Below are 18,469 nucleotides of genomic sequence, written 5' to 3' on the forward strand. Positions count from 1 at the left end.
GAGCACGTTGCAGGCGCTGCCGGCTTTGCCCGAGCGCCAAGTCATTGAGTAATGATGAGTTTTTAGCAATTAAAGGTTGTAACTTGGCTTGATGCCGTTACAATGGCGCGGCTCGTCGCCAGATGAGCTGCGTTATGGTGACCCCATCGGTCCCCCCGCAACGATCAACCGTGAACCCGGTCAGGCCTGGAAGGGAGCAGCCGCAGCGGTGACATTGTGTGCCGGGGTGTGGCTGGTGGGGTTGCCACCTATCTCTAAGTCCTTGATTCTACAAGGGTTTCTCGCTCAAAAATCTCGAGGTGTGACAGCGTTTAGGTACACCTTAGTGGTGCACTGTTTGCGGATGTTAGCTCTTCAGTCGTCATAGCTCCAGCTCCCCCCAAATTTTTCACTAAGCATCATTGTCATTACTCGTCTGGTCAGCAGGCATTTCACAGGTGTGGGGCGGTAAGCTTTCTTAATCTGTGCTCAACTCTGTCTTCACGGCAATATTCGAAAAATTCAATTATTTTTTGGAGGCGTGTTGACATCGTGAGTGTCGTTTTTCTATGCTCGGTCCAGCAGGTGCATTCACCTGTTCCCGCTCTTTAAAGTCACACGTATTCAAGGAAATCGATGCCTTTACTTGGCGACCCTTTTGGGGTCATGACCGGCGCCTCGGTGGCCTCCGCAACGCATGTGGGCTGTGCTTAATCCCACATAGCGCGGCTGCGACCGTTGTCTGGCGTAAAAGTTAAGAGTCCATTTGAGTCAATACAAATATTCCTTGAACTGCTTATTCCGATTGGTCTGGCGACAAAGGTGGATTTCCCATCTTTGCACGTGCAAGAGGATGTAGCTATGATTGTTTTTCAAATCGTAATAAATGTGGCTGGTAAAAAAGAGAGCATTCCCGAGGCGCCTAGAGATAGTCCTTCGGGGAAAAGAATTGACTCAAATGCAGCTTTTAGATTGACCGTTATGGCTATCTTTGGCTGGGTTGGCAGGAAGTTGATTTCCCTGCTTTTTGGGGGTGACGAAAGCTAACTGACTCTTAATTTTTGCTTTTAATCTCTGATAGGACGAAGTCGTGGCAAAGGACAAGCCGTACTATCCTCACGCCCCCATCGGTTCTATAGCTATGTTGGCTAAAACGTTGGGAGTGCATCCAAAGCTTCTTGCGGATTTGGCTGGTAAAAGTGCCGACTCATACACTCATTTTGTTGTCGAAACAAAAGGGGGTAAGCTGAGGAACGTCTATGAGCCTAAGTACGAGCTTAAAAAGCTTCAGAAAAGAATAAATTCAAGGCTATTTGAAAAAGTTCAGTTTCCTCACTATTTGCAAGGTGGTGTCAAGGATGAAGTTGATCCTAGGGACTACATTGAAAATAGTAGAATGCACGCGGGTTCTGAGTTTTTGATTAGTTTAGATATTAGGGATTTTTACGACAATATCCCTTTTAATAGTGTTTTTAGTGTTTTTAAATATTTTTTCAAGTTTCCTGATGACGTAAGTGATCTGCTTTCTAGAATTGTTACTCGAGATGGTAAAGTTCCTCAGGGGGCTTGTACGTCTAGTTATATTGCTAATTTGATTTTTTTCAACTCAGAATATAGCTTTGTGAGTAAGCTGCGAGCTCAAGGTCTGGTGTATTCGCGTTTGTTGGATGATGTGACTGTTTCAGCTAAGCGTCTCCTGTCTCAAGACGAGGCAACTGCTCAAATAAAGTATTTGGCGGGGCTTTTTAGTCAGCATGGGCTGAGGATAAAGAGGAGTAAAACTAAGATGGAGCGGTCCGATGATTTGACCGCAGAATACGCTGTGACAGGGGTTTGGGTTGGGCATGGTGTGCCCAAGCTCAGGAGGTCTGAGAGGGATAATATTCGTCACTCGGTCTATATTTGTGAGTGCGAATATAAGAGGGATTGTTTTTCAGAGGAATACCATGCTCTCTGGAACAAAGTGTCAGGTCAGGTGGCTAAGCTCACGCGACTTGAGCACGCACAAGCAAAAAAGCTGAGGGCTAGGATGCGGTCCATACTTCCTTTGTATGACTCCAAAACTACAGCTGCGATAATTCGAGAGGCTGATCGCCTTTTGAAACGTCCGCGTTCTACTCATACTAGAGTGTCGATTGTTGATGGTTATCGGAAGTTGATTAATCGTCTTGGTATTTTGACAAGAACTAATAAAGATTTGGCTAGAGGGCTTCGAAGGCAGCTGAAGTCGAAGTTCTCCGATGTGCCGTCTAAAGCTTTGATGTGGGAATAATTATGTCAGGTGTTGAGGTTTTTGATCGGGGTTTTGTTAGTTCTTATGATTCGTTCAAAGGTTTTGGTTTTATAAGGCGGGAGAAAGGGAGGGACGTTTTTTTCTTTTACGATGATCTTGTGGATGTGGATATGGGTGTTGTGCTGGGAGATGTCGTTAGTTTTGAGGTTCGTATTGAGCCAAAAGGACCAAGAGCATACAAGGTTACTAGGGTTGTCTAGGTCTCCATAATGCTTGAAATATATAGTTTGAAAGTAGGGGCAAGGCTTTTGTTGGTTGCTGAATTTCAGTAGCTAGGAAGGCTTGAGTTGGGTAAAAACTGCCCGCCGCCAGAATTTCCGATACAATTCGGATATCGGTTTGATTCGTTGGTTGTAAAAATAATCTGGTGTTTTTTCCTGACCTGTTTAGTCGGGTGCGAGACGGCTCAATGAGCGTCGCCAAGATTTGAAAATAAGTTCCAGTCGCTTTTTAGTTACGAATCCTACCAACAGGAGCTCGGCAAGCGTCCATCACGCTGCGGTTGTCTCTTTCTTGATCCTGTACACAGTGGCAACACCACAACCAGCAAGCATGGCGACTTCATCAGCGGACATAGTCGGATATTCCTGCATGAGCTTCTGTACCTTTGCCCACTTGGCAGCGTTCCGTCCTTTACCCGATGGTTTCCAATTTGGCTCAGCAGCCTTCTTGTTTTCCAGCCCTTGCTTGATGCGTTCCACGCGCTTCTCTTGATCCAGTCGTGCCATGGTTGCCATTAGATCAATCAGCATGTTGTTGATCACATCCATGATTTGACCTGTGATTCCCTTCGCTTCAACCAGCATGTGGCTGGTAGGCAGATCAGCTACAACCAGACGCAACCCCTTGGCCTTGATAGTGGTCTTGAGAATGTCCCAGTCAGCTTGTGAGAGGCGACTCAAGCGGTCTACGGACTCAACCAATAGCACCTCTCCACTCTCGGCAGTATCGAGCAAGGTGAGCAGCTCAGGGCGGTTCAGTTTGGTGCCACTGATGTTCTCGGCATACACGCCAACGATGTTCAATCCCTTCTCGACAGCGAACAACTCCAGAGCAGCTTTTGCACGATTGGCGTCTTGGTCTTTGGTTGATGCTCGGAGGTAGAGGTGGGCATTCATGGCTGACTATCCTTTGATCTCACATTGAATAGATCAATGATAATTGAATCATATAGCTATCTGCAATAGATATTCGATAGTGGCTGGCGGGCAGCTTTCGCACTACCAGTTACGTCTAGTCTTTTGATAGTGAGGGATTGATTTATCAGACGAGTCAGATTGCAGGGTAGTATCAAAAGGCTATATTGGAAATGCCACGCTAGGATGGCAAACACACTCAGGAAATTTTATGGCGTTATACAAGAATGGCCCTTCACTCACACATTCTGACGATGCAGCCTTTGACCTAGTGCATTCTCCGGGCACGGCAGCACCTCATCCCGGAATCTACAAGTGCACAGGCTGCGGAGATGAAATCGCAATTGCGGGTGGGCACACCTTGCCACCCCAGAATCATCGGCAACACAACACTGGGGCAAGAATCGCTTGGCAACTGCTGGTGTACCCTGTCCAGCAAAACTAGCTGAAACTGACCGATCTTGCGGATTTGTGGTGCTAACCGCAGCTTCGCAAGGTCGTTTTCTAAATAGGGTCATGGGTGAGAATTGAATTCTCTGACAGCAGCGACAACTCAAACTCTTCTACCAGTTCTGCAAGACCAATTCCCAGGACTTTGCACAAGTCTCGAAGCTGCACGATATCCAAGCGGCGTGTTCCACTCTCAACGTCACTCATGAACGACTGTGGACGCCCCAGAGCCTTTGAACATTGTACCTGCGTCAGGCCGGCCGCCTTCCTGTGTTTCTTCAGTAGGGTTAGCAGGACTGCGTGTTCGGGCTTATAAATCGTCTTGGGCATGGCTGGACAACTGCGAGATGAGCAGCCTCCAACCTATATCTGGTTTTCAGATATCTGAATTTGGGATATTATTGCCTCTCCTGCCGTACCCAAGGAATGCTTGATGAACACCGTTACTCGTTTGCTGTGTCTACTGCCCCTGATCGCATCTGCTGCCGCTATGGCTGACACCTACCCTAAGCGAACGCTGGTTGCTGGTTCGATGGTTTGCTACAAGGCTGGTGACTGGACAAAGATGGTAGAAGCATCGATCGATCAGGACGAAGACGAAGCTGAACGCTTGTTCGACTCGGGAAAGTGCCGAACGATTTCAACTGCCACCAAAGTCAATTATATCGAAGGGCCTAAGAATGGTGACAAGTCGGCACTGATCCAGCTTCCCAGCGGGAAAACCGCCATGACAGCCAATGCTTGGCTGCATTGAGAACAGGACAAGGAAAGCATATGAACCGTACATTTTTGAAAATTGCACCCTGCTTCGCGTTCCTATCTGCATTCGCCTATGCGGGAGAAAACCTGAGTTCAAAATACTGGTCCCTTGGCTGGTCGAACAAGGCTACGGTGATCAGTAAGGAAAGCGAGCACGACTACATTAGAGTCGTTCCCGATGGGCAGGGCATGCGTTTGGCATACCTGATCAGCGGAGAGGGGGCATGTCCAGGAGGCGAGTCGAGTTTTAAGGCTCACGGCCAAGTCAATGGTAAAAGCCTGAGTTTTACAGGTGTGTGCTCGGACGAATACTACAAAGAACTTGCACCAGCAACAAGCCATGATCAGTCAATCTTAAAGCATGAGTTTTTGAGTGCAAGGTCAGTGGTGCTGAAAATCGATAGTCTTCCTAAGAGGACCTTTGCGACTGCCAGATTCAGGTCTATCACTGAGTCCGTTGGACTTGTCATTGGCGAATAATTAAGAGCTTGAATCCTCAAGCTTTGTTTGGAGAGTTTGCACCGAAAATGTCAGCTTTCATCTGTGCTCACCTAAGGCGCGACTGCCGATGTTCTTTCGGATGTACTCCAGTAATAAACAAGATTTACACAAATCCAGCTCTTTGTTTGTGATCTTTATCGTGCTCTTGTTTGTTGGTGCAAAAAAACGAATGCAGACGTATTCGGTAGTTTCTCGTCAATGGGTACTGGCAGTTATTGCACGTCACCTTCGATCGATGGAGCAGATCAAGAGCAAGGACTTTGATGTTTATTGATACTATATTTTTTACAGGTGTGCTGATGCAGAATCGGGACGGTACGGCTACTGTGCTGATTCATGTTTGCATGGAATGGTATTCTGTCCAATGCTCCGCATTGAAGTGATTCTATGATACATGCGGCCGTATTACTCCCCCCCCTGTGATAAGGCCGCTTACGCGACCTGTAACTCATCTTGCACGATCTGCAACTCGTCACGCCACTTCCTGATGGTCTTTGCCGAAATTCCGGTGCCCCGCTCAATGGCCTTAACCGCCATGCCTTGTCCGAGTTTTCTCAATACGTCCTGCTTCTTAGGGTGTTGATTGCGGGCCGGGAACGCTACTTCGGTAATAGGGGTCAGACAAGTTGGGTGTTCTGCCTCGTATTCTTCCTCCGTCTTGTACTTGGTAAAGGTGCGAAGGTCGTAGTGCAACTTGGCCAGTTCTTCGGCACTTGGTTTGGGCAGATCATCATAGTCCTCCCACTCACAGGCTTTCGGCTCGGGTTCGACTCCTTCCATCTCGTTGATGAGGGATTGGGGACGGCTTTCCATCATGCGAGGAATGATCATTTCAATCGCTTTAACGTAACGTCGGGCGTGCCGTTCTTCCAATTGCAGTAAGTCTTCTACTGCCTCGTTGGTGACCACAGGGAGGCTTTCCAGAATCACGACCAGGTTGCGTACAGACAGTGGCATCGACTTACCTCCGACACCTAAAGGGCGATCATGCCAGTCAAGGCGTGCAATACCTTCGATGATATCCAGCGCAAACACTGGGTAGCGGCCCCAAAGCGTGGTGCAACCGATGAATCCATAAAATAGATTCTCAATCATCTTGGGCTTTCGCCCACGCGTGCTCTTCGGCTTTTGGGGAGGCTTGGTCTTGGTCTTCGGTGCATTGTTTGCCAGCCACTGATCAGCGTTTGCGGCAATACGTGCGTTCAATGCTTCCAGCTCCGCCGGGGAGAGCAGGTTGGTAGAGGGGCGGGATTCAGTGGTGCTTGGCGAATTCGAGACGAGCGGGTGCGACATGGATTGTTCTCCTGTATTCAAGTTCATTTCATAGGCGTGTGCCTCGTTAGTAGTGGTTGCCGCAGGCGTAAACCTGCGGTGGTGCTTGGAGCGAAAATTAGTCCCGGATATGACGGGAGCAGGTGTGAAGACGCTCAGTCACACGAGAATCGATCTTGCCTGTGTACTTCTCTGCAAGTGCAATGCAGTACTCATGTTGTGCAGCCTGATAGGTTCTGAATGCTTCGGTTATGTCAAGGAATGTCCCCAACGCAACGGGCCTCCCATACATCGAAAGTACCGACACAAATCCGATTCCACCTGATGCTATTGACACTCCAATGGGAAGTTTCCCGCGACGGCTTCGTGTGTTCCTGAAAATCTGATTGATCAGTTTTGGAACTACTGAGCAATGCTCTGGCGAATACACGGTGTTCAGCGGGTCCAAAATGTCCTTGTCCAGCTCGGCATCGGCCTCGAAAGCGTAGGGCTGCATGGAGTACCACGTGGCGAACTCCTGATAGTCATGCCATTTGATGCAGACGCTGCAATTTTCATACGCGGAAGCCTTGTTGGGGTCGTAGGCTCGCCGCATCATGTTGTGCCAAGCTTTGTATGGCGTGTCCTTTCCCGTTTTGAAATAGGGCATCCCTATATCCTTACGTCGACGACCAGAGTTGTACCCGAAGCCGTAGGTCAAAGGTTCATCGAGCGGTGGGCCGAAAAGCGGAAGTTCTTCACCAAGGCTGTAGTCAAGGCGGATTCCAGCCACGCAGGGTGCGACGTAGATCGTTTTGACGGTGTCGAAAGGGCTGTGTTGTTGCATGTTGTTACCTCCGTTCAGTTGAAAAATGGGCAATAAAAAACCGACTTAAGGTCGGCATCGGGCTAGTCATTCTTCTCGTTACGGAGGAGCGGGAACTCAGCTATTCGATGTCGTTGACCTCAAGGTTTGTGTTGCTGCGATTGCATTTGTCATGGGTAGTTCTCATGAGCTGCATAGACCGACGGTGGTGGTCAGCCAAAATTCAGGCGTTAAAAAACCTCCTTCGACTTCTGGGTGGTTTGTTCACACCGTGGTCGCGTAGAGGTTTCTCGGTAATCTGTTCTACCTGCTGAGGCAGGTCGATGATATTACACGATTTCGGACGAAATGCAACCCATTTCGGGTTGACATTTCCGTTTACCGCGTCCTGAAAACTGGTTTTCATGGTGAGGAACGCCCTTTGCTTAGTTCAGGCCGACCCTTCGCCCCGTAAACATTGAGTTTGGAATGAGGGGCGGCTGGGTCACGTCGTTTGAAGGGCAAGGTTAAACCTAGTTATTAGGAGGTTATTCGGGGTTGTTCGATGTGCCTCAGCGCCTCGACCATCGCCTTGATTGGCGTCCTGCTGCCGTAGATGCCAAAGGTCACGGAGCTGTCTTCATGGCCCACCATCCGCTTGATAAGTGAGTCCTGCACGCCAGCATCACGCAGGTCATCGATGAAGGTGTGGCGGAAGCTGTGGAAGGTTTTGCGTGGGTTGGTGATACCCTGTTTCGCTTTGTAGCGGCCAAACCATTTCGATGGAGCATGGCCAAGCTTTCCTCTCACGGCTTCCAGTTCAGGGAACAGGCGATCAGCCCCACCTGTCCTTACCGACTCAGCGAACTGCAACAATCCCAGCTCAATCAGTGAAGGGTGCAGGGGAAGCACTCGACGGCTGCTGGCGTTTTTCAGATTCTGGCTTTCACGGCTGTCATCAATGCGGATGCAATGGACGCCCTGTTGCTCAATGAGATCATCGACGCGCAACTGGCACAGCTCTTCCAGTCGTGCCCCGGTTGCTCGCCCAAGAAGCGGCAGCCAGTAGCGCCACGGGTGCTTGCGAGCTTCCTTTCGCAGTGCATCATGGTTCAGCAGGGTAACTAGGTCGTGTCGTTCAAAGGACAGCCGAGCTTCCTTCGCTGATCCTGTCATGACCTTCATGCCCGCCAGTGGGTTGTCGGAAACATACCCGTTCGCTTTGCACCAGTTCATGAAGGCGGTCAGCTTGCGGAGACGGTTGTTCACGGTCACTGCGGTGATCGTCTTGTAGGTACTGCCTGACTCAACCACCTGCTTCAGCGTCTTTCCTTTGAACTCGGGGCGTAAACCGAAGTACTGCGGACAGAGACTGAGCCGATCCTTCAGCAAGCGTGCTTTGTGCGCGTCGAAGGCATCAGCAGGTATATCGCCCATAAGCTCGAAAAGGTCGGATAAGGCACGCTCAACTTCCTTAATGCTGACCTGTCTCCATGTGCCTCCGCGTTTCCCTTCCTCTATATACAACTTGGAGAGTGAGGCGAGGGTGGGGCTGTCGTTATTCCGTTTCGCTGAAACGGCCGTAGATGTCCGTAGAGCGGTTTGGATGGTTGGCTTAGGGATTGCGTTCCTCCACTGTGAACACAACGCACGAAGCGTCTGGAGGTCTGTGAGAGGGTATTCGCTGAGGTGGTGATGCAGCCGCTGAACCAGTGATGTGGCAACGAACAACGCGCTCTGACGATGCCGAATGTTCAGGCTCAAACGCAAAGTGTTACACCTCGGAAAGAGGTGCTTCGGCAGCTTGAGATTCAGGTAGTAGAGCGCCCCGCGCTTGATGATGTAGGTCATGGGTGTGACACCAAAGTGTTACAGCAAAGTGTGACATTGCTGACTACACCCCAAGTTTTGAGAGCCCATGCTGACTGTCCGCACGGGTAGATGGCTTACCACCATATCAGCTTCAAACCCTTGTCCCATAAGGCCCGCTTTGACTGCCGAGCATGCTTGCATGCCACCCAGTCAGGCCTGGAAGGGAGCAGCCGCAGCGGTGACATTGTGTGCCGGGGTGTGGCTGGTGGGGTTGCCACCCATCATGCCTGCTGGCACTCTGTATTCCCCCCCCAGTTCGAACACCCGCCCGCGGATTCCTCCGCAGCCGGTTTAGTTGCCTGCGTGCCTGCGAGTCCAACCGTGTGGTGCGGGCTCCCCCAGATGTCTTCATCCGCGGTTGATATCGGCAGGGTGCAATTTTGCCCCCGCTCCGCTACGATTAGCGGTCTTCAGCTTGCAGTCGCGACGGTTTTCGATGAGTTATCAGGTTCTTGCACGTAAATGGCGTCCGCGCTCGTTCCGCGAAATGGTCGGCCAGACCCATGTGCTCAAGGCCTTGATCAACGCGCTGGACAACCAACGCCTGCACCATGCCTACCTGTTCACCGGTACCCGCGGCGTGGGCAAGACCACCATCGCGCGGATCATCGCCAAGTGCCTTAACTGCGAAACCGGTATCACCTCGACGCCCTGCGGCACCTGTTCGGTGTGCCGGGAAATCGACGAGGGGCGTTTTGTCGACCTGATCGAGATCGACGCCGCCAGTCGCACCAAGGTCGAAGACACCCGCGAGTTGCTCGACAACGTGCAGTACGCACCGAGCCGTGGGCGTTTCAAGGTCTACCTGATCGACGAAGTGCACATGCTCTCCAGCCACTCGTTCAACGCCTTGTTGAAAACGCTGGAAGAGCCGCCGCCCTACGTCAAGTTCATCCTTGCCACCACCGATCCGCAGAAACTGCCAGCGACCATTCTGTCCCGTTGCCTGCAGTTCTCGCTGAAGAACATGACCCCCGAGCGGGTGGTCGAGCACCTGAGCCATGTGCTCGGCGCCGAAAACGTACCCTTTGAAGACGATGCCCTGTGGCTGCTCGGCCGTGCAGCCGACGGCTCCATGCGCGATGCCATGAGCCTGACCGACCAGGCCATCGCCTTTGGTGAAGGCAAGGTACTGGCAGCGGATGTGCGGGCGATGCTCGGCACCCTGGATCATGGCCAGGTGTATGGCGTGCTGCAGGCCCTGCTCGAAGGGGACGCCCGGGCCTTGCTCGAAGCCGTTCGGCACCTGGCGGAACAGGGGCCGGACTGGAATGGCGTGCTGGCCGAGATGCTCAACGTGCTGCATCGCGTGGCCATTGCCCAGGCACTGCCGGAGGCGGTCGATAACGGTCAGGGTGATCGCGATCGGGTCCTGGCCCTGGCTCAGGCATTGCCGTCCGAGGATGTGCAGTTCTACTACCAGATGGGGCTGATCGGTCGACGCGACCTGCCATTGGCGCCGGATCCGCGTGGTGGCTTCGAGATGGTCCTGCTGCGGATGCTGGCGTTCCGCCCCGCCGATACCGACGATGCGCCGAAACCGGTGCTAAAGCCGGTGGGGATCAGCCAGGCCACAGCTGATTCTGCAAGCACGGTGGCAGCCGCCACCCAGGCTGCGCCGGTCATGGCTGTTGCACCGGTTGCGGCGCCAGCGCCAGTGGTTGCCGAGCCTGAACCTGTTGCCGAACCAGAGCCAGCGCCTGAACGTGTACCCGAGCCGGTCGAGGCCCCGGCGCCTGAGCCGGTTGTCGACCTGCCCTGGAACGATCCTGTCGCCTGCGAACCTGAAGTCGAGGCCACGCCGGTTGCTGTAGAGCCGCCTGCGCCTGCGCCGGTTCAGCAAGTTGCGCCACAGGACCTGCCCGCGCACGACGACGGTATTGGTTACAGCCCGGCCGGCATGGATCGCGACGACGAGCCGCCGCTGGACGAAGACTATTACGAGCCAGAAATGGACCCGGCCAGCTACAGTTATCTGGATGAGCTGGCCATCGAGCATGCCAACGAAGTTGACGCGCCGCCTGCCGAGCCATTGCCCGCCGCGCAACCGGCCACGGGCCTGGCGCTGAAATGGCTGGAATTGTTCCCGCAGTTGCCGATTTCCGGGATGACCGGCAATATCGCCGCCAACTGTACGCTGATCAGCGCCGAAGGCGACGACTGGCTGCTGCACCTGGACCCGGCTCACAGCGCCCTGTTCAACAGCACGCAACAGCGGCGCCTGAACGACGCGTTGAACCAGCACCTGGGCCGCACGCTCAAACTGACCATCGAGCTGATTCGCCCTGAGCAGGAAACCCCCGCCCAGGCCGCAGCCCGCAAACGGGCCGAGCGTCAGGGTCAGGCCGAGGCCTCGATCGAGGATGATCCGCTGATCCGGCAGATGATCCAGCAGTTCGGCGCCATGGTCCGCCACGATACGATTGAACCTGTCGACGCCCCGGTTGCCCAGGGCGAGTAACGGATAAACAGCAGCGGCCCGGGCCTGACCCGCGCCGCACCCCGTAACCTAATATTTGAGGTGATCCCCATGATGAAAGGTGGCATGGCCGGCCTGATGAAGCAGGCTCAGCAGATGCAGGAAAAAATGGCCAAGATGCAGGAAGAGCTGGCCAACGCCGAAGTGACCGGCCAATCCGGTGCCGGTCTGGTCAGCGTGGTGATGACCGGTCGTCACGACGTCAAGCGCATCAGCCTGGACGACAGCCTGATGCAGGAAGACAAGGAAGTGCTTGAAGACCTGATCGCCGCCGCCGTCAACGACGCCGTGCGCAAGGTCGAAGCCAACAGCCAGGAAAAAATGGGCGGCATGACCGCCGGCATGCAGTTGCCGCCGGGTTTCAAGATGCCGTTCTGAGGTACGAGAATCAACAAGCCAGGCCAATGCCTGGCTTTTTTTTTGTGTGTGCAGATGATCAATCGTAGGTAATGGCGAACGTGGCCCGGCCTGGCGCCAGGCCGGGGCGTATTTGTGACGGCGCTACTTGCTGAATGTACTGGGCGCTTAGGTGGATCACATGGCGCGAGGTACCGGGATAGACCGTTCCGGCAGTTTGTACCGTGCCCAGTGTAACGATCGAAGGAGTACCGTTCAGATTGCGTTGAATACGAATGCCAACGCCATGGGCACTTGCGCCAGGTGCCAAGCTCAAAGCTTGGGTCCTGTTACCCAGAGAGTGGGCGTCCAAGAGAGTGAAACGAATGTTCAGGCTGCCGCCCGATGATCCGCCCGAGCAGTTGAGGTTAATGTTGAAGGGGACTTCGTTGGTTACGTAGCCGATGCCGTTGAAGTTCCTGCGGGGGTGGTCACCCAAAAATACCGGAATGTTTCCTGAGCCGTTATCGACCGAGCAAGTCGGGTTAGGCGAGATGATAGCAACCGTGGTGCGCGAAGGTCTCAGCTCAGCTGCAGTGATGGGCGTTGTGACTGCTGTCGCCAATTGGGCGGAAAGTTGGAGGGTACCGCTGACCGGGCCGTTCGATAATTTTATCAGCTCTATATCGTAGCTTGGAGTGACATGATGACGGCCAGCAGGGTGTGAAGACACTCCACGAGGCCAGCTCATATACGTGCTGTTGGGGCCTCCAGGGCCTGTCTCTCGCAAAAAGATTCGAATGCCGAGACCTGGTACGTTGGTGCGATAATATTGTTCGTGCGAGTAACTCAGTGGTGTCGTATAGCCATAATTGTTTTGGTGGCTGCTCGGGCATGTCACCCGAAACTGGGGCCCGCTGACGCTGGTCCGATATACCACGGTGCCATAGGAGGCCGAAGGCGAAACGATGAGCTGTGAAGGTAAATCGAACGTTGCCCTTGAAATGCCGCCCGATTCAAAGCGGCAATTGTTGCGGGCCGTGGATCGATCCGGGCCACCTACGCCGCTACCCAGAAGCGAGTTGTACGGTGGTTCTGTTGCCCAGCTGGGCAAGCTGGCAAGCAGACAGCCCAGCATGACCAGGTAATTTGTGGGAAAGGGATGGACGTGCGGTGAAGTCATGGCGTGTCTCTGCAGGAATTGGCGCGTGCTGCATGCTTCAACGCGCAATGGATGTGGGCGAAAAGTCAGGCCCCCGACGTCTGATCAGCTGATGGCATATCGCAGGTGGCATCCAGGCGTTGAATGTCGCCGTCGGCCTGAATGATTGCGCAGCGTCGCGCATGGTTCGCTTCATTGACGCCCGGGGCGCGGAGGGGTGCAGGTGCTGGCTGGCGAATTCGAAGCGACTGCCGGCATTGCTGATCAGTTGTGCCAGCGCCAGGCACATCAGTGATAATCCATGGTGAACAGCGCGCGCCCAAGGGCCGCTCCTGGGCGAATCTGGGAAGCTGGAACCTGCTGGATGTATTGCGCCTTCAGCGGAATGTCATAACGGGTTGTTCCATGATCAACCGTACCGGCCATGCGTGCGGCGCCCAGGCGTATGGCTGTGTCGTTCCTGTCCAGCAGTCGAATACCAACACCATGAGCACCGGCCCCGGGTGCCAGGTTTACTGCAAGGGTCTGATTGCCCGGAAAATGGGCATCGGTAATGGTGTAGCTGATATTTCGCGAGCCACCCGTAGATCCACCCATGCAATTAAGGCGAATGTTGAATGACCTTTCCGGAGTCGTCTTGTTCACGCCTGTGAAGAACGATTGCGGGTGGTTTCCAAGGTTCACCGGAATGTTTTTCGAGCTGGCGTCGATGTCGCAGGTAGGCTCGGCTGAGACAACCTCGACTCTGGTTTGCACCATCGTCAGCCTGGCGGTGTTGGCCGGGGTATGCGGCTCAAAGGTTTGGCTAATGATTGTCTGCGGGAAAAACAGGACCCCGCTGTTCACCGGTCCGGTCTTGATCAACTGCAGTCTGTACCAAGGGGTGACGTCGGTAGTGCCGGCCGGATGCGTGATAGTGGGGACCGGCCAGCTATAAAAACGACTGGCGCCGGCTTCGGAGCCCGTGATCTTGATACCGATACCCTCCAGATTGGTTTGATGAATGCCTTCGCCGATGTGGGTGAAGACCGCGGTAAAACCGGCTCGCTGCCCATGGGCGGCAGAGCAGCGGTAGGCCATGCGTGTCGCGTACCGGGTGCCGCTGTCATAAATCACCTTGCCTACCGGATCTATTGCAGACACCGTCAGCGGCGAGTTTATGGTGATGTAGGCCTGGGAAGGGCTGGAGCCGATATGTACACAACTGGCGGTACTGATGCCGCTATGGGCCAGCAGCAGCAATCCTGTCGCGCCGGCGATGCGCGCGGGTAAAGAACAAAGCATGGGCAGGTCTCGACGGTTCAAGGGTGGGCTGGCGTTGCAAGGCAAACGGACTGAATGTTTTGCGGCGCGGCGCCCGCAGTTTTTTTCGCAGCGGCGGGCAGGGCATAGGTAATCCGGCAATTGCCTGTCGAGCCGTTGTCCCAGCGCACGATGATTTCACCTTCATCCTGAAGGCCGCGGGCGAACAGTTGGCTGCCTTGTCCGACGGCACCCAATTCATTGCCGTCGGTATCCACCACCGCTGCGCCAAACGGCAATGGCTGGCCATCGACCTGGCGGGCGTGGATAACGGCCGAACGCCCGGAGCGGGTCTGGAATACCAGCAGTGGAATGGCGCCGGCCCGCGGCACGGTCTGCTGGCTGCTCGATTGCAACTCGACGTCGGTCGACAGCCCCTTGGGGTCGATGGCAACCGTGTTGCGCCGGTAAGGCGTAAGGTTTGGTACTACGGCATAGCCACTGCTGTCGACTTTCAGCGCGGTGCCGGAGGTGACTCGTGCGCCATCGGCGTCTTTGGCGTGAATCAGGCCGAAGGTTTCACTCAAGGGTTGCGACAAGGTTAAACCGTCAGCATGGGCGACGATGGCGCCGCGCAGGCCAAGCGAGGCTTGCGAAGTGTGCCGTCCCTGGCTGAGTGAACCGCTGAGCTCGGCGGCCGAGCCGCGGTAGAGTAGGTTGCTGCTGAGTGTATGGTTGTTCTGGCCATGATGGCGGTCCTGGCTGGCGGTGATGCCGTAGCTCAGGTGCTGATCGTCACTGGTGGCGCCCGTAAGGGTGGCCTGGGCCCGGCTGTTGCCGTTGCTGTCCCTGGAAATACTGCTGCTGAGGCTGCGCACACGCTCGCTGCCCAGTGGTAGGGACAGGCTCAGATAGAGGGTGTTGCCGGCGCGCCCGAAGCGGTCACGTTCCCGAGTACTGCTGAGGGTGTAGCCCAGGGTCTTGTAGTGATTGCTATAGCCGATCGAGTAGCTCAGATCACTGCCGGCATGGTCCCAGTAGCTCGACGCCGAGGTGCTCAGGTGCAGTTGGCCGTAATTTAGTGCCAACGGTTGGGCTAGTGACAGGGTGGTGCGGCTGCGATGGCGCTGGTAGCGCTGATCGCCGGCATCGCGCAGGAACTGGCGGCTGAGCTGGGCGTCCTCCAGGCCATAGAAGCCGCGGGTGGAGTAGCGATAGGTGGCCAGGGCGATCTGCGTGTCGGTTTCGCTCAGGGTCTTTGCGTAGCTCAGGCGCAGGCTCTGGCCTTGCTGACTGCCTAGCCCGGGCAGGTGGGTACGGGCCTGGGTAAGGTCGGCGCCGAACGCTCCCAGCTCAGTGTTCAGGCTACCACCGAGCAAGGCTGAGCCATACCCGGATGCCAGGGTCATACCGCTGTAGGTGCTGACCAGGTTGTTCAGGCCATATTGCCAGGTGCCTTCGACGAACACCGGGTCGCTGTTCAGTTGCTGGTTGCGCAAGGTGCCCAGCGTTGCACTGTAGCGGCTGGCACCGGCGCGCAAGGACAACGGAACGGCGGCGTAAGGCACGGAGAAACTATGTTCGCGGCCGTCCGCCTCGGTCACTGTGACCTCCAGGTCGCCGCCGTAGCCGGTTGCATACAAGTCATCGATTTCGAATGCGCCCGGTGCGACGGTGGTTTCGTGCAGGATTACACCGCGTTGTCGGATCAGCACTCGTGCGTTACTGCTGGCGATACCGCGCACCACTGGTGCATAGCCGCGCAGCGAGGCGGGCAGCATGCGATCGTCGCTGGCCAGGCGTATGCCGGTGTAGCTCAACGAATCGAACAGCCCGCCCGAGGTGTAGCTTTCACCAAGTGTCAGTTGCGAGCGCCAGGGGGTGATATCACGCTGGGCATAGCTGGCAATGCTCTGGTAGCGCTGCTGGCCTTGGTCGCTCCAGTTCAGCGAACCATCATGGCGCAGGCGCCACGGCCCGATATTGAGCCCGGCACCGAGCCCCAGGTAGGTCTGGCGAAAATTGCCCTGGCTGCGATGCTGGGTGCCGTAGGTGTTGAGGTTGTAATCGAGAAAACCCGCTGTTATGCCGCTGTCCCATTGTGACGGGTCAACCGTTTCGCGGGCGCTGCGTTTGACCGCGATTTGCGGCACCGACAAGTACAGGCGCTGGTTGGCAAAGTCCAGGCGGCTGCTGGCATCGTCCAGTGCTCCGTCGATGGGTATGCAGGCCTCGGCGGCAGAAAGTTGCTGTTGCGCGTGCGGGTAAAACTTTCTGCTATCCAGGCCGAGACGCTCTAGCAGGGCATTGTCGAAACAGGCCAGGGCTTCTTCGTTACCAGGCCGGGCCTTGAAACTGAGGTTGAAGCGCCCGTGCCACTCGTCGTTGACCACAACGTCCACATTGTAGATTCCAGGGCTTGCGACGTTGCGCCGCTCGAAACGCGACAGGTCCACGGGCAGGTTACTGCCGTTGCCCAGGAATGCCGGTTCAAATTCAACCTGCGCGGATAAGGCGGTGTCGGCCATGACCGAAACGTGCCATGACAACAAACCGGACAGACCAACAGATAATCGGCTTATTGTTGAGACTGATTTTTTTCGGGGCGAGCGAAAGTGTAATGATATTAAAGTCATTTTCAGGGGCGCCAATATTAAACTTGGGCACGCACGAAAACTTCGAGAACGCCCGGAGTGTCGAGGAGGGAGAGTGGGCTAAGGGGATGGAGTACTGGCAGGCGTAGAGCTCAATAGTTGGTTATGGCTATTCCCGGCGCCGTAGTCATTGATACTGGTGAAGTTGACCGTTGAGCGCGGGTTGACAGGTGACGAGGATATGAAGTGTCCCAGCGAATAAGGCGCAATGTAGCCCGTGCCCAGTGAAGTCGACTTGCCGTTATATTCAATTTTTATTTCACCGAGATTGACGTAGTAGGCCGACGGGTTACGGCCAACCAGCGTTTCAGGCTTGCCGTCTTGTCCAGGCGCTCGGTGCCAGGTCACCAGGGCCGGTGCGTCCTCGGCCTTGCCCGGCAGGCCCTGCGGGCGGTACAGCAGCTTGATACGGGTACGGAAGGCCAGTTGCAGGACATTGCTGTCCTTGGTTTTTGGCGGAACCTCAAGCATGTTGAACCAGAACAGCGACTCTCGATCACTGGCCATTGGACTGCCGGTATGCAGCAGGCGAATACTTTGCCCTTGTGCAGGTTCGACACGGGCCAGCACTGGCGTCACGGTAAACGGCACCTGGATGGTCTCGGGCGCGGCACGAGTATCGCCATCGTCTACCCAGACCTGGACCAGGCTGGGGTCTTTGCCATTGTTGACAAGGTTGACGGTGGCTTCGCGCTCTTGAGCCGCAAAGATGATGCGGGTACCGGTAATTACAACGCTGGCATGCACGGGCACACTGGCCGCCAGTAGCGCGAGGGCCGTCAGCAGGGAGGGGAAAAAGCGAGTCATGAATGCGAAATCCGACCTGATTAGGGGTAGCAGGCGCGCTGAGCGCGCCTGCCGGTTCATTACGGGAGATTGATCAGGTACTGAACACGGGAGTTGGCGGCACCCGGGGTGACCGTTGCGGCAGTGGCGTAGTACTGGCTGGTGTAGCGCAGGGTTGCCGCGCCGTCTTCAAGGTCAACCGGAATGGTGTTCTGCGAACCGGTTGGCCCGCCGATAATGATCTGTCCGCCTTGTTGGTTGAGCAGTTGGTACTGCACGTTGGTTGCGCTGGCAGGGCCGGCATCCATGTTCAGGCGGCCGTTTTGCACCAGGGCGCCTCCCAGGAACTCGATGTCTACCTGTCCGCCGCTACCGGCGGCACAGTTGGTCAGGGAGATCTCGAAGGTGCGAGGCTGGGCAATGCTGCCGGCCCCTGAGAACTCGCTGGTGTGCGCCGGGCTCATGGGGACGGTGAAGTTCTGGCCGCCAGGGCCGCCGTTGATGGTGCAGGTGGTGCCCGAGATACTGCCGGTGAATTCGATCTGTCCATCAGTTGCCTGGGCATGGAGGCTGATACCGGCCAGCAGCGGTAAAGACAGTGCAAAGCCCAAAGTACGTTTGTTCATTTGTTTTCCAGCTAGATTGATAAAGGTTGTGCGTTAATAAGTAAGTGAGTTGTTGTGGAGGCATATTTACTTGTTTTTTAACGCCGGGAAATTATGCGGTTTATTTGATTGGCTGGATGTAGGAAAGAGGGTGGTGGC

At 55.1% G+C, this 18,469-nt stretch carries 17 protein-coding genes and 1 other RNA gene; 8 read left to right on the plus strand and 10 right to left on the minus strand.

What is annotated here, in order from left to right; genetic code table 11:
* Positions 1 to 144 precede the first annotated feature (144 nt).
* The 4 genes from ffs to LOY45_RS08155 all read left to right on the plus strand — a co-directional run bounded on the left by ffs (position 145) and on the right by LOY45_RS08155 (position 2,472).
* Positions 145 to 241, plus strand: an RNA gene (gene ffs, locus LOY45_RS08140) — signal recognition particle sRNA small type.
* Positions 242 to 840: 599 nt separating this feature from the next.
* Complete coding sequence (locus LOY45_RS08145) at positions 841 to 1,026, plus strand: hypothetical protein (RefSeq protein ID WP_258578941.1); 186 nt, start codon at positions 841 to 843, stop codon at positions 1,024 to 1,026.
* Positions 1,027 to 1,069: 43 nt separating this feature from the next.
* Positions 1,070 to 2,251: a reverse transcriptase family protein gene (locus LOY45_RS08150; RefSeq protein WP_258578942.1), complete on the plus strand. Its 1,182-nt coding sequence runs from the start codon at positions 1,070 to 1,072 to the stop codon at positions 2,249 to 2,251.
* 2 nt (positions 2,252 to 2,253) lie between these two features.
* A complete protein-coding gene (locus tag LOY45_RS08155) occupies positions 2,254 to 2,472 on the plus strand; it encodes a retron Se72 family effector protein (protein ID WP_258578943.1) in 219 nt (72 codons plus the stop codon).
* Between the two features lie 291 nt (positions 2,473 to 2,763).
* On the opposite strand, the gene LOY45_RS08160 is transcribed toward LOY45_RS08155, so the two are convergent.
* Together LOY45_RS08160 and LOY45_RS08165 are read right to left on the minus strand one after the other, a co-directional pair.
* A complete protein-coding gene (locus LOY45_RS08160; protein WP_258578944.1) occupies positions 2,764 to 3,390 on the minus strand; it encodes a recombinase family protein in 627 nt (208 codons plus the stop codon).
* A 522-nt stretch (positions 3,391 to 3,912) separates the two neighbouring features.
* Positions 3,913 to 4,188: a helix-turn-helix domain-containing protein gene (locus tag LOY45_RS08165; protein WP_258578945.1), complete on the minus strand. Its 276-nt coding sequence runs from the start codon at positions 4,186 to 4,188 to the stop codon at positions 3,913 to 3,915.
* A gap of 103 nt (positions 4,189 to 4,291) precedes the next feature.
* Here LOY45_RS08165 and LOY45_RS08170 point away from each other — a divergent pair, with 103 nt between their 5' ends.
* Positions 4,292 to 4,612 carry a hypothetical protein gene (locus tag LOY45_RS08170; protein ID WP_258578946.1) on the plus strand — a complete coding sequence of 107 codons (321 nt, stop codon included), beginning with the start codon at positions 4,292 to 4,294 and terminating at the stop codon, positions 4,610 to 4,612.
* Between the two features lie 20 nt (positions 4,613 to 4,632).
* Positions 4,633 to 5,097 (plus strand): hypothetical protein, encoded by a 465-nt coding sequence (locus LOY45_RS08175; RefSeq protein WP_258578947.1) that lies wholly within the window; start codon positions 4,633 to 4,635, stop codon positions 5,095 to 5,097.
* Positions 5,098 to 5,550: 453 nt separating this feature from the next.
* Here the strand turns inward: LOY45_RS08175 and LOY45_RS08180 are convergent, their stop codons facing one another.
* The 3 genes from LOY45_RS08180 to LOY45_RS08190 all read right to left on the minus strand — a co-directional run bounded on the left by LOY45_RS08180 (position 5,551) and on the right by LOY45_RS08190 (position 9,025).
* The gene (locus tag LOY45_RS08180; RefSeq protein ID WP_258578948.1) at positions 5,551 to 6,411 is read right to left on the minus strand and encodes a helix-turn-helix domain-containing protein; all 861 of its coding nucleotides are present in this window, start codon (positions 6,409 to 6,411) and stop codon (positions 5,551 to 5,553) included.
* A gap of 97 nt (positions 6,412 to 6,508) precedes the next feature.
* Entirely contained in the window at positions 6,509 to 7,216 is a 708-nt protein-coding gene (locus tag LOY45_RS08185; protein WP_258578949.1) for a hypothetical protein, read from the minus strand.
* A 498-nt stretch (positions 7,217 to 7,714) separates the two neighbouring features.
* Positions 7,715 to 9,025: a site-specific integrase gene (locus tag LOY45_RS08190; RefSeq protein WP_258578950.1), complete on the minus strand. Its 1,311-nt coding sequence runs from the start codon at positions 9,023 to 9,025 to the stop codon at positions 7,715 to 7,717.
* Between the two features lie 457 nt (positions 9,026 to 9,482).
* On the opposite strand from LOY45_RS08190, the gene dnaX reads away from it, so the two are divergent.
* Both dnaX and LOY45_RS08200 read left to right on the plus strand, forming a co-directional pair.
* A complete protein-coding gene (gene dnaX, locus LOY45_RS08195; protein WP_115087990.1) occupies positions 9,483 to 11,507 on the plus strand; it encodes a DNA polymerase III subunit gamma/tau in 2,025 nt (674 codons plus the stop codon).
* Between the two features lie 69 nt (positions 11,508 to 11,576).
* Positions 11,577 to 11,903: a YbaB/EbfC family nucleoid-associated protein gene (locus LOY45_RS08200; protein ID WP_010226011.1), complete on the plus strand. Its 327-nt coding sequence runs from the start codon at positions 11,577 to 11,579 to the stop codon at positions 11,901 to 11,903.
* A gap of 58 nt (positions 11,904 to 11,961) precedes the next feature.
* On the opposite strand, the gene LOY45_RS08205 is transcribed toward LOY45_RS08200, so the two are convergent.
* From LOY45_RS08205 to LOY45_RS08225, 5 genes are all read right to left on the minus strand, one after another.
* Entirely contained in the window at positions 11,962 to 13,044 is a 1,083-nt protein-coding gene (locus LOY45_RS08205; RefSeq protein ID WP_258578951.1) for a fimbrial protein, read from the minus strand.
* A gap of 267 nt (positions 13,045 to 13,311) precedes the next feature.
* Positions 13,312 to 14,307, minus strand: a complete 996-nt coding sequence (locus LOY45_RS08210) for a fimbrial protein (RefSeq protein WP_258578952.1) — start codon at positions 14,305 to 14,307, stop codon at positions 13,312 to 13,314.
* Positions 14,308 to 14,324: 17 nt separating this feature from the next.
* A complete protein-coding gene (locus LOY45_RS08215) occupies positions 14,325 to 16,793 on the minus strand; it encodes a fimbria/pilus outer membrane usher protein (RefSeq protein WP_258578953.1) in 2,469 nt (822 codons plus the stop codon).
* A gap of 186 nt (positions 16,794 to 16,979) precedes the next feature.
* Complete coding sequence (locus LOY45_RS08220) at positions 16,980 to 17,726, minus strand: fimbria/pilus periplasmic chaperone (protein ID WP_258578954.1); 747 nt, start codon at positions 17,724 to 17,726, stop codon at positions 16,980 to 16,982.
* Between the two features lie 59 nt (positions 17,727 to 17,785).
* Positions 17,786 to 18,331, minus strand: coding sequence for a fimbrial protein (locus LOY45_RS08225; protein WP_115087985.1), 546 nt, complete (start codon positions 18,329 to 18,331; stop codon positions 17,786 to 17,788).
* Positions 18,332 to 18,469 lie beyond the last annotated feature (138 nt).

This window comes from Pseudomonas wadenswilerensis, from assembly GCF_024749185.1.
Classification (GTDB): domain Bacteria; phylum Pseudomonadota; class Gammaproteobacteria; order Pseudomonadales; family Pseudomonadaceae; genus Aquipseudomonas; species Aquipseudomonas wadenswilerensis.

What these genes read in the sequence shown, in the direction of transcription:
- LOY45_RS08180 (WP_258578948.1), bottom strand. Translation starts at nt 6,411, where the DNA reads ATGTCGCACCCGCTCGTCTCGAATTCGCCAAGCACCACTGAATCCCGC.
- LOY45_RS08165 (WP_258578945.1), bottom strand. Translation starts at nt 4,188, where the DNA reads ATGCCCAAGACGATTTATAAGCCCGAACACGCAGTCCTGCTAACCCTA.
- LOY45_RS08215 (WP_258578953.1), bottom strand. Translation starts at nt 16,793, where the DNA reads ATGGCCGACACCGCCTTATCCGCGCAGGTTGAATTTGAACCGGCATTC.
- LOY45_RS08225 (WP_115087985.1), bottom strand. Translation starts at nt 18,331, where the DNA reads ATGAACAAACGTACTTTGGGCTTTGCACTGTCTTTACCGCTGCTGGCC.
- LOY45_RS08145 (WP_258578941.1), top strand. Translation starts at nt 841, where the DNA reads ATGATTGTTTTTCAAATCGTAATAAATGTGGCTGGTAAAAAAGAGAGC.
- LOY45_RS08200 (WP_010226011.1), top strand. Translation starts at nt 11,577, where the DNA reads ATGATGAAAGGTGGCATGGCCGGCCTGATGAAGCAGGCTCAGCAGATG.
- LOY45_RS08205 (WP_258578951.1), bottom strand. Translation starts at nt 13,044, where the DNA reads ATGACTTCACCGCACGTCCATCCCTTTCCCACAAATTACCTGGTCATG.
- LOY45_RS08160 (WP_258578944.1), bottom strand. Translation starts at nt 3,390, where the DNA reads ATGAATGCCCACCTCTACCTCCGAGCATCAACCAAAGACCAAGACGCC.
- LOY45_RS08155 (WP_258578943.1), top strand. Translation starts at nt 2,254, where the DNA reads ATGTCAGGTGTTGAGGTTTTTGATCGGGGTTTTGTTAGTTCTTATGAT.
- LOY45_RS08210 (WP_258578952.1), bottom strand. Translation starts at nt 14,307, where the DNA reads ATGCTTTGTTCTTTACCCGCGCGCATCGCCGGCGCGACAGGATTGCTG.
- LOY45_RS08170 (WP_258578946.1), top strand. Translation starts at nt 4,292, where the DNA reads ATGAACACCGTTACTCGTTTGCTGTGTCTACTGCCCCTGATCGCATCT.
- LOY45_RS08220 (WP_258578954.1), bottom strand. Translation starts at nt 17,726, where the DNA reads ATGACTCGCTTTTTCCCCTCCCTGCTGACGGCCCTCGCGCTACTGGCG.
- LOY45_RS08190 (WP_258578950.1), bottom strand. Translation starts at nt 9,025, where the DNA reads ATGACCTACATCATCAAGCGCGGGGCGCTCTACTACCTGAATCTCAAG.
- LOY45_RS08185 (WP_258578949.1), bottom strand. Translation starts at nt 7,216, where the DNA reads ATGCAACAACACAGCCCTTTCGACACCGTCAAAACGATCTACGTCGCA.
- dnaX (WP_115087990.1), top strand. Translation starts at nt 9,483, where the DNA reads ATGAGTTATCAGGTTCTTGCACGTAAATGGCGTCCGCGCTCGTTCCGC.
- LOY45_RS08175 (WP_258578947.1), top strand. Translation starts at nt 4,633, where the DNA reads ATGAACCGTACATTTTTGAAAATTGCACCCTGCTTCGCGTTCCTATCT.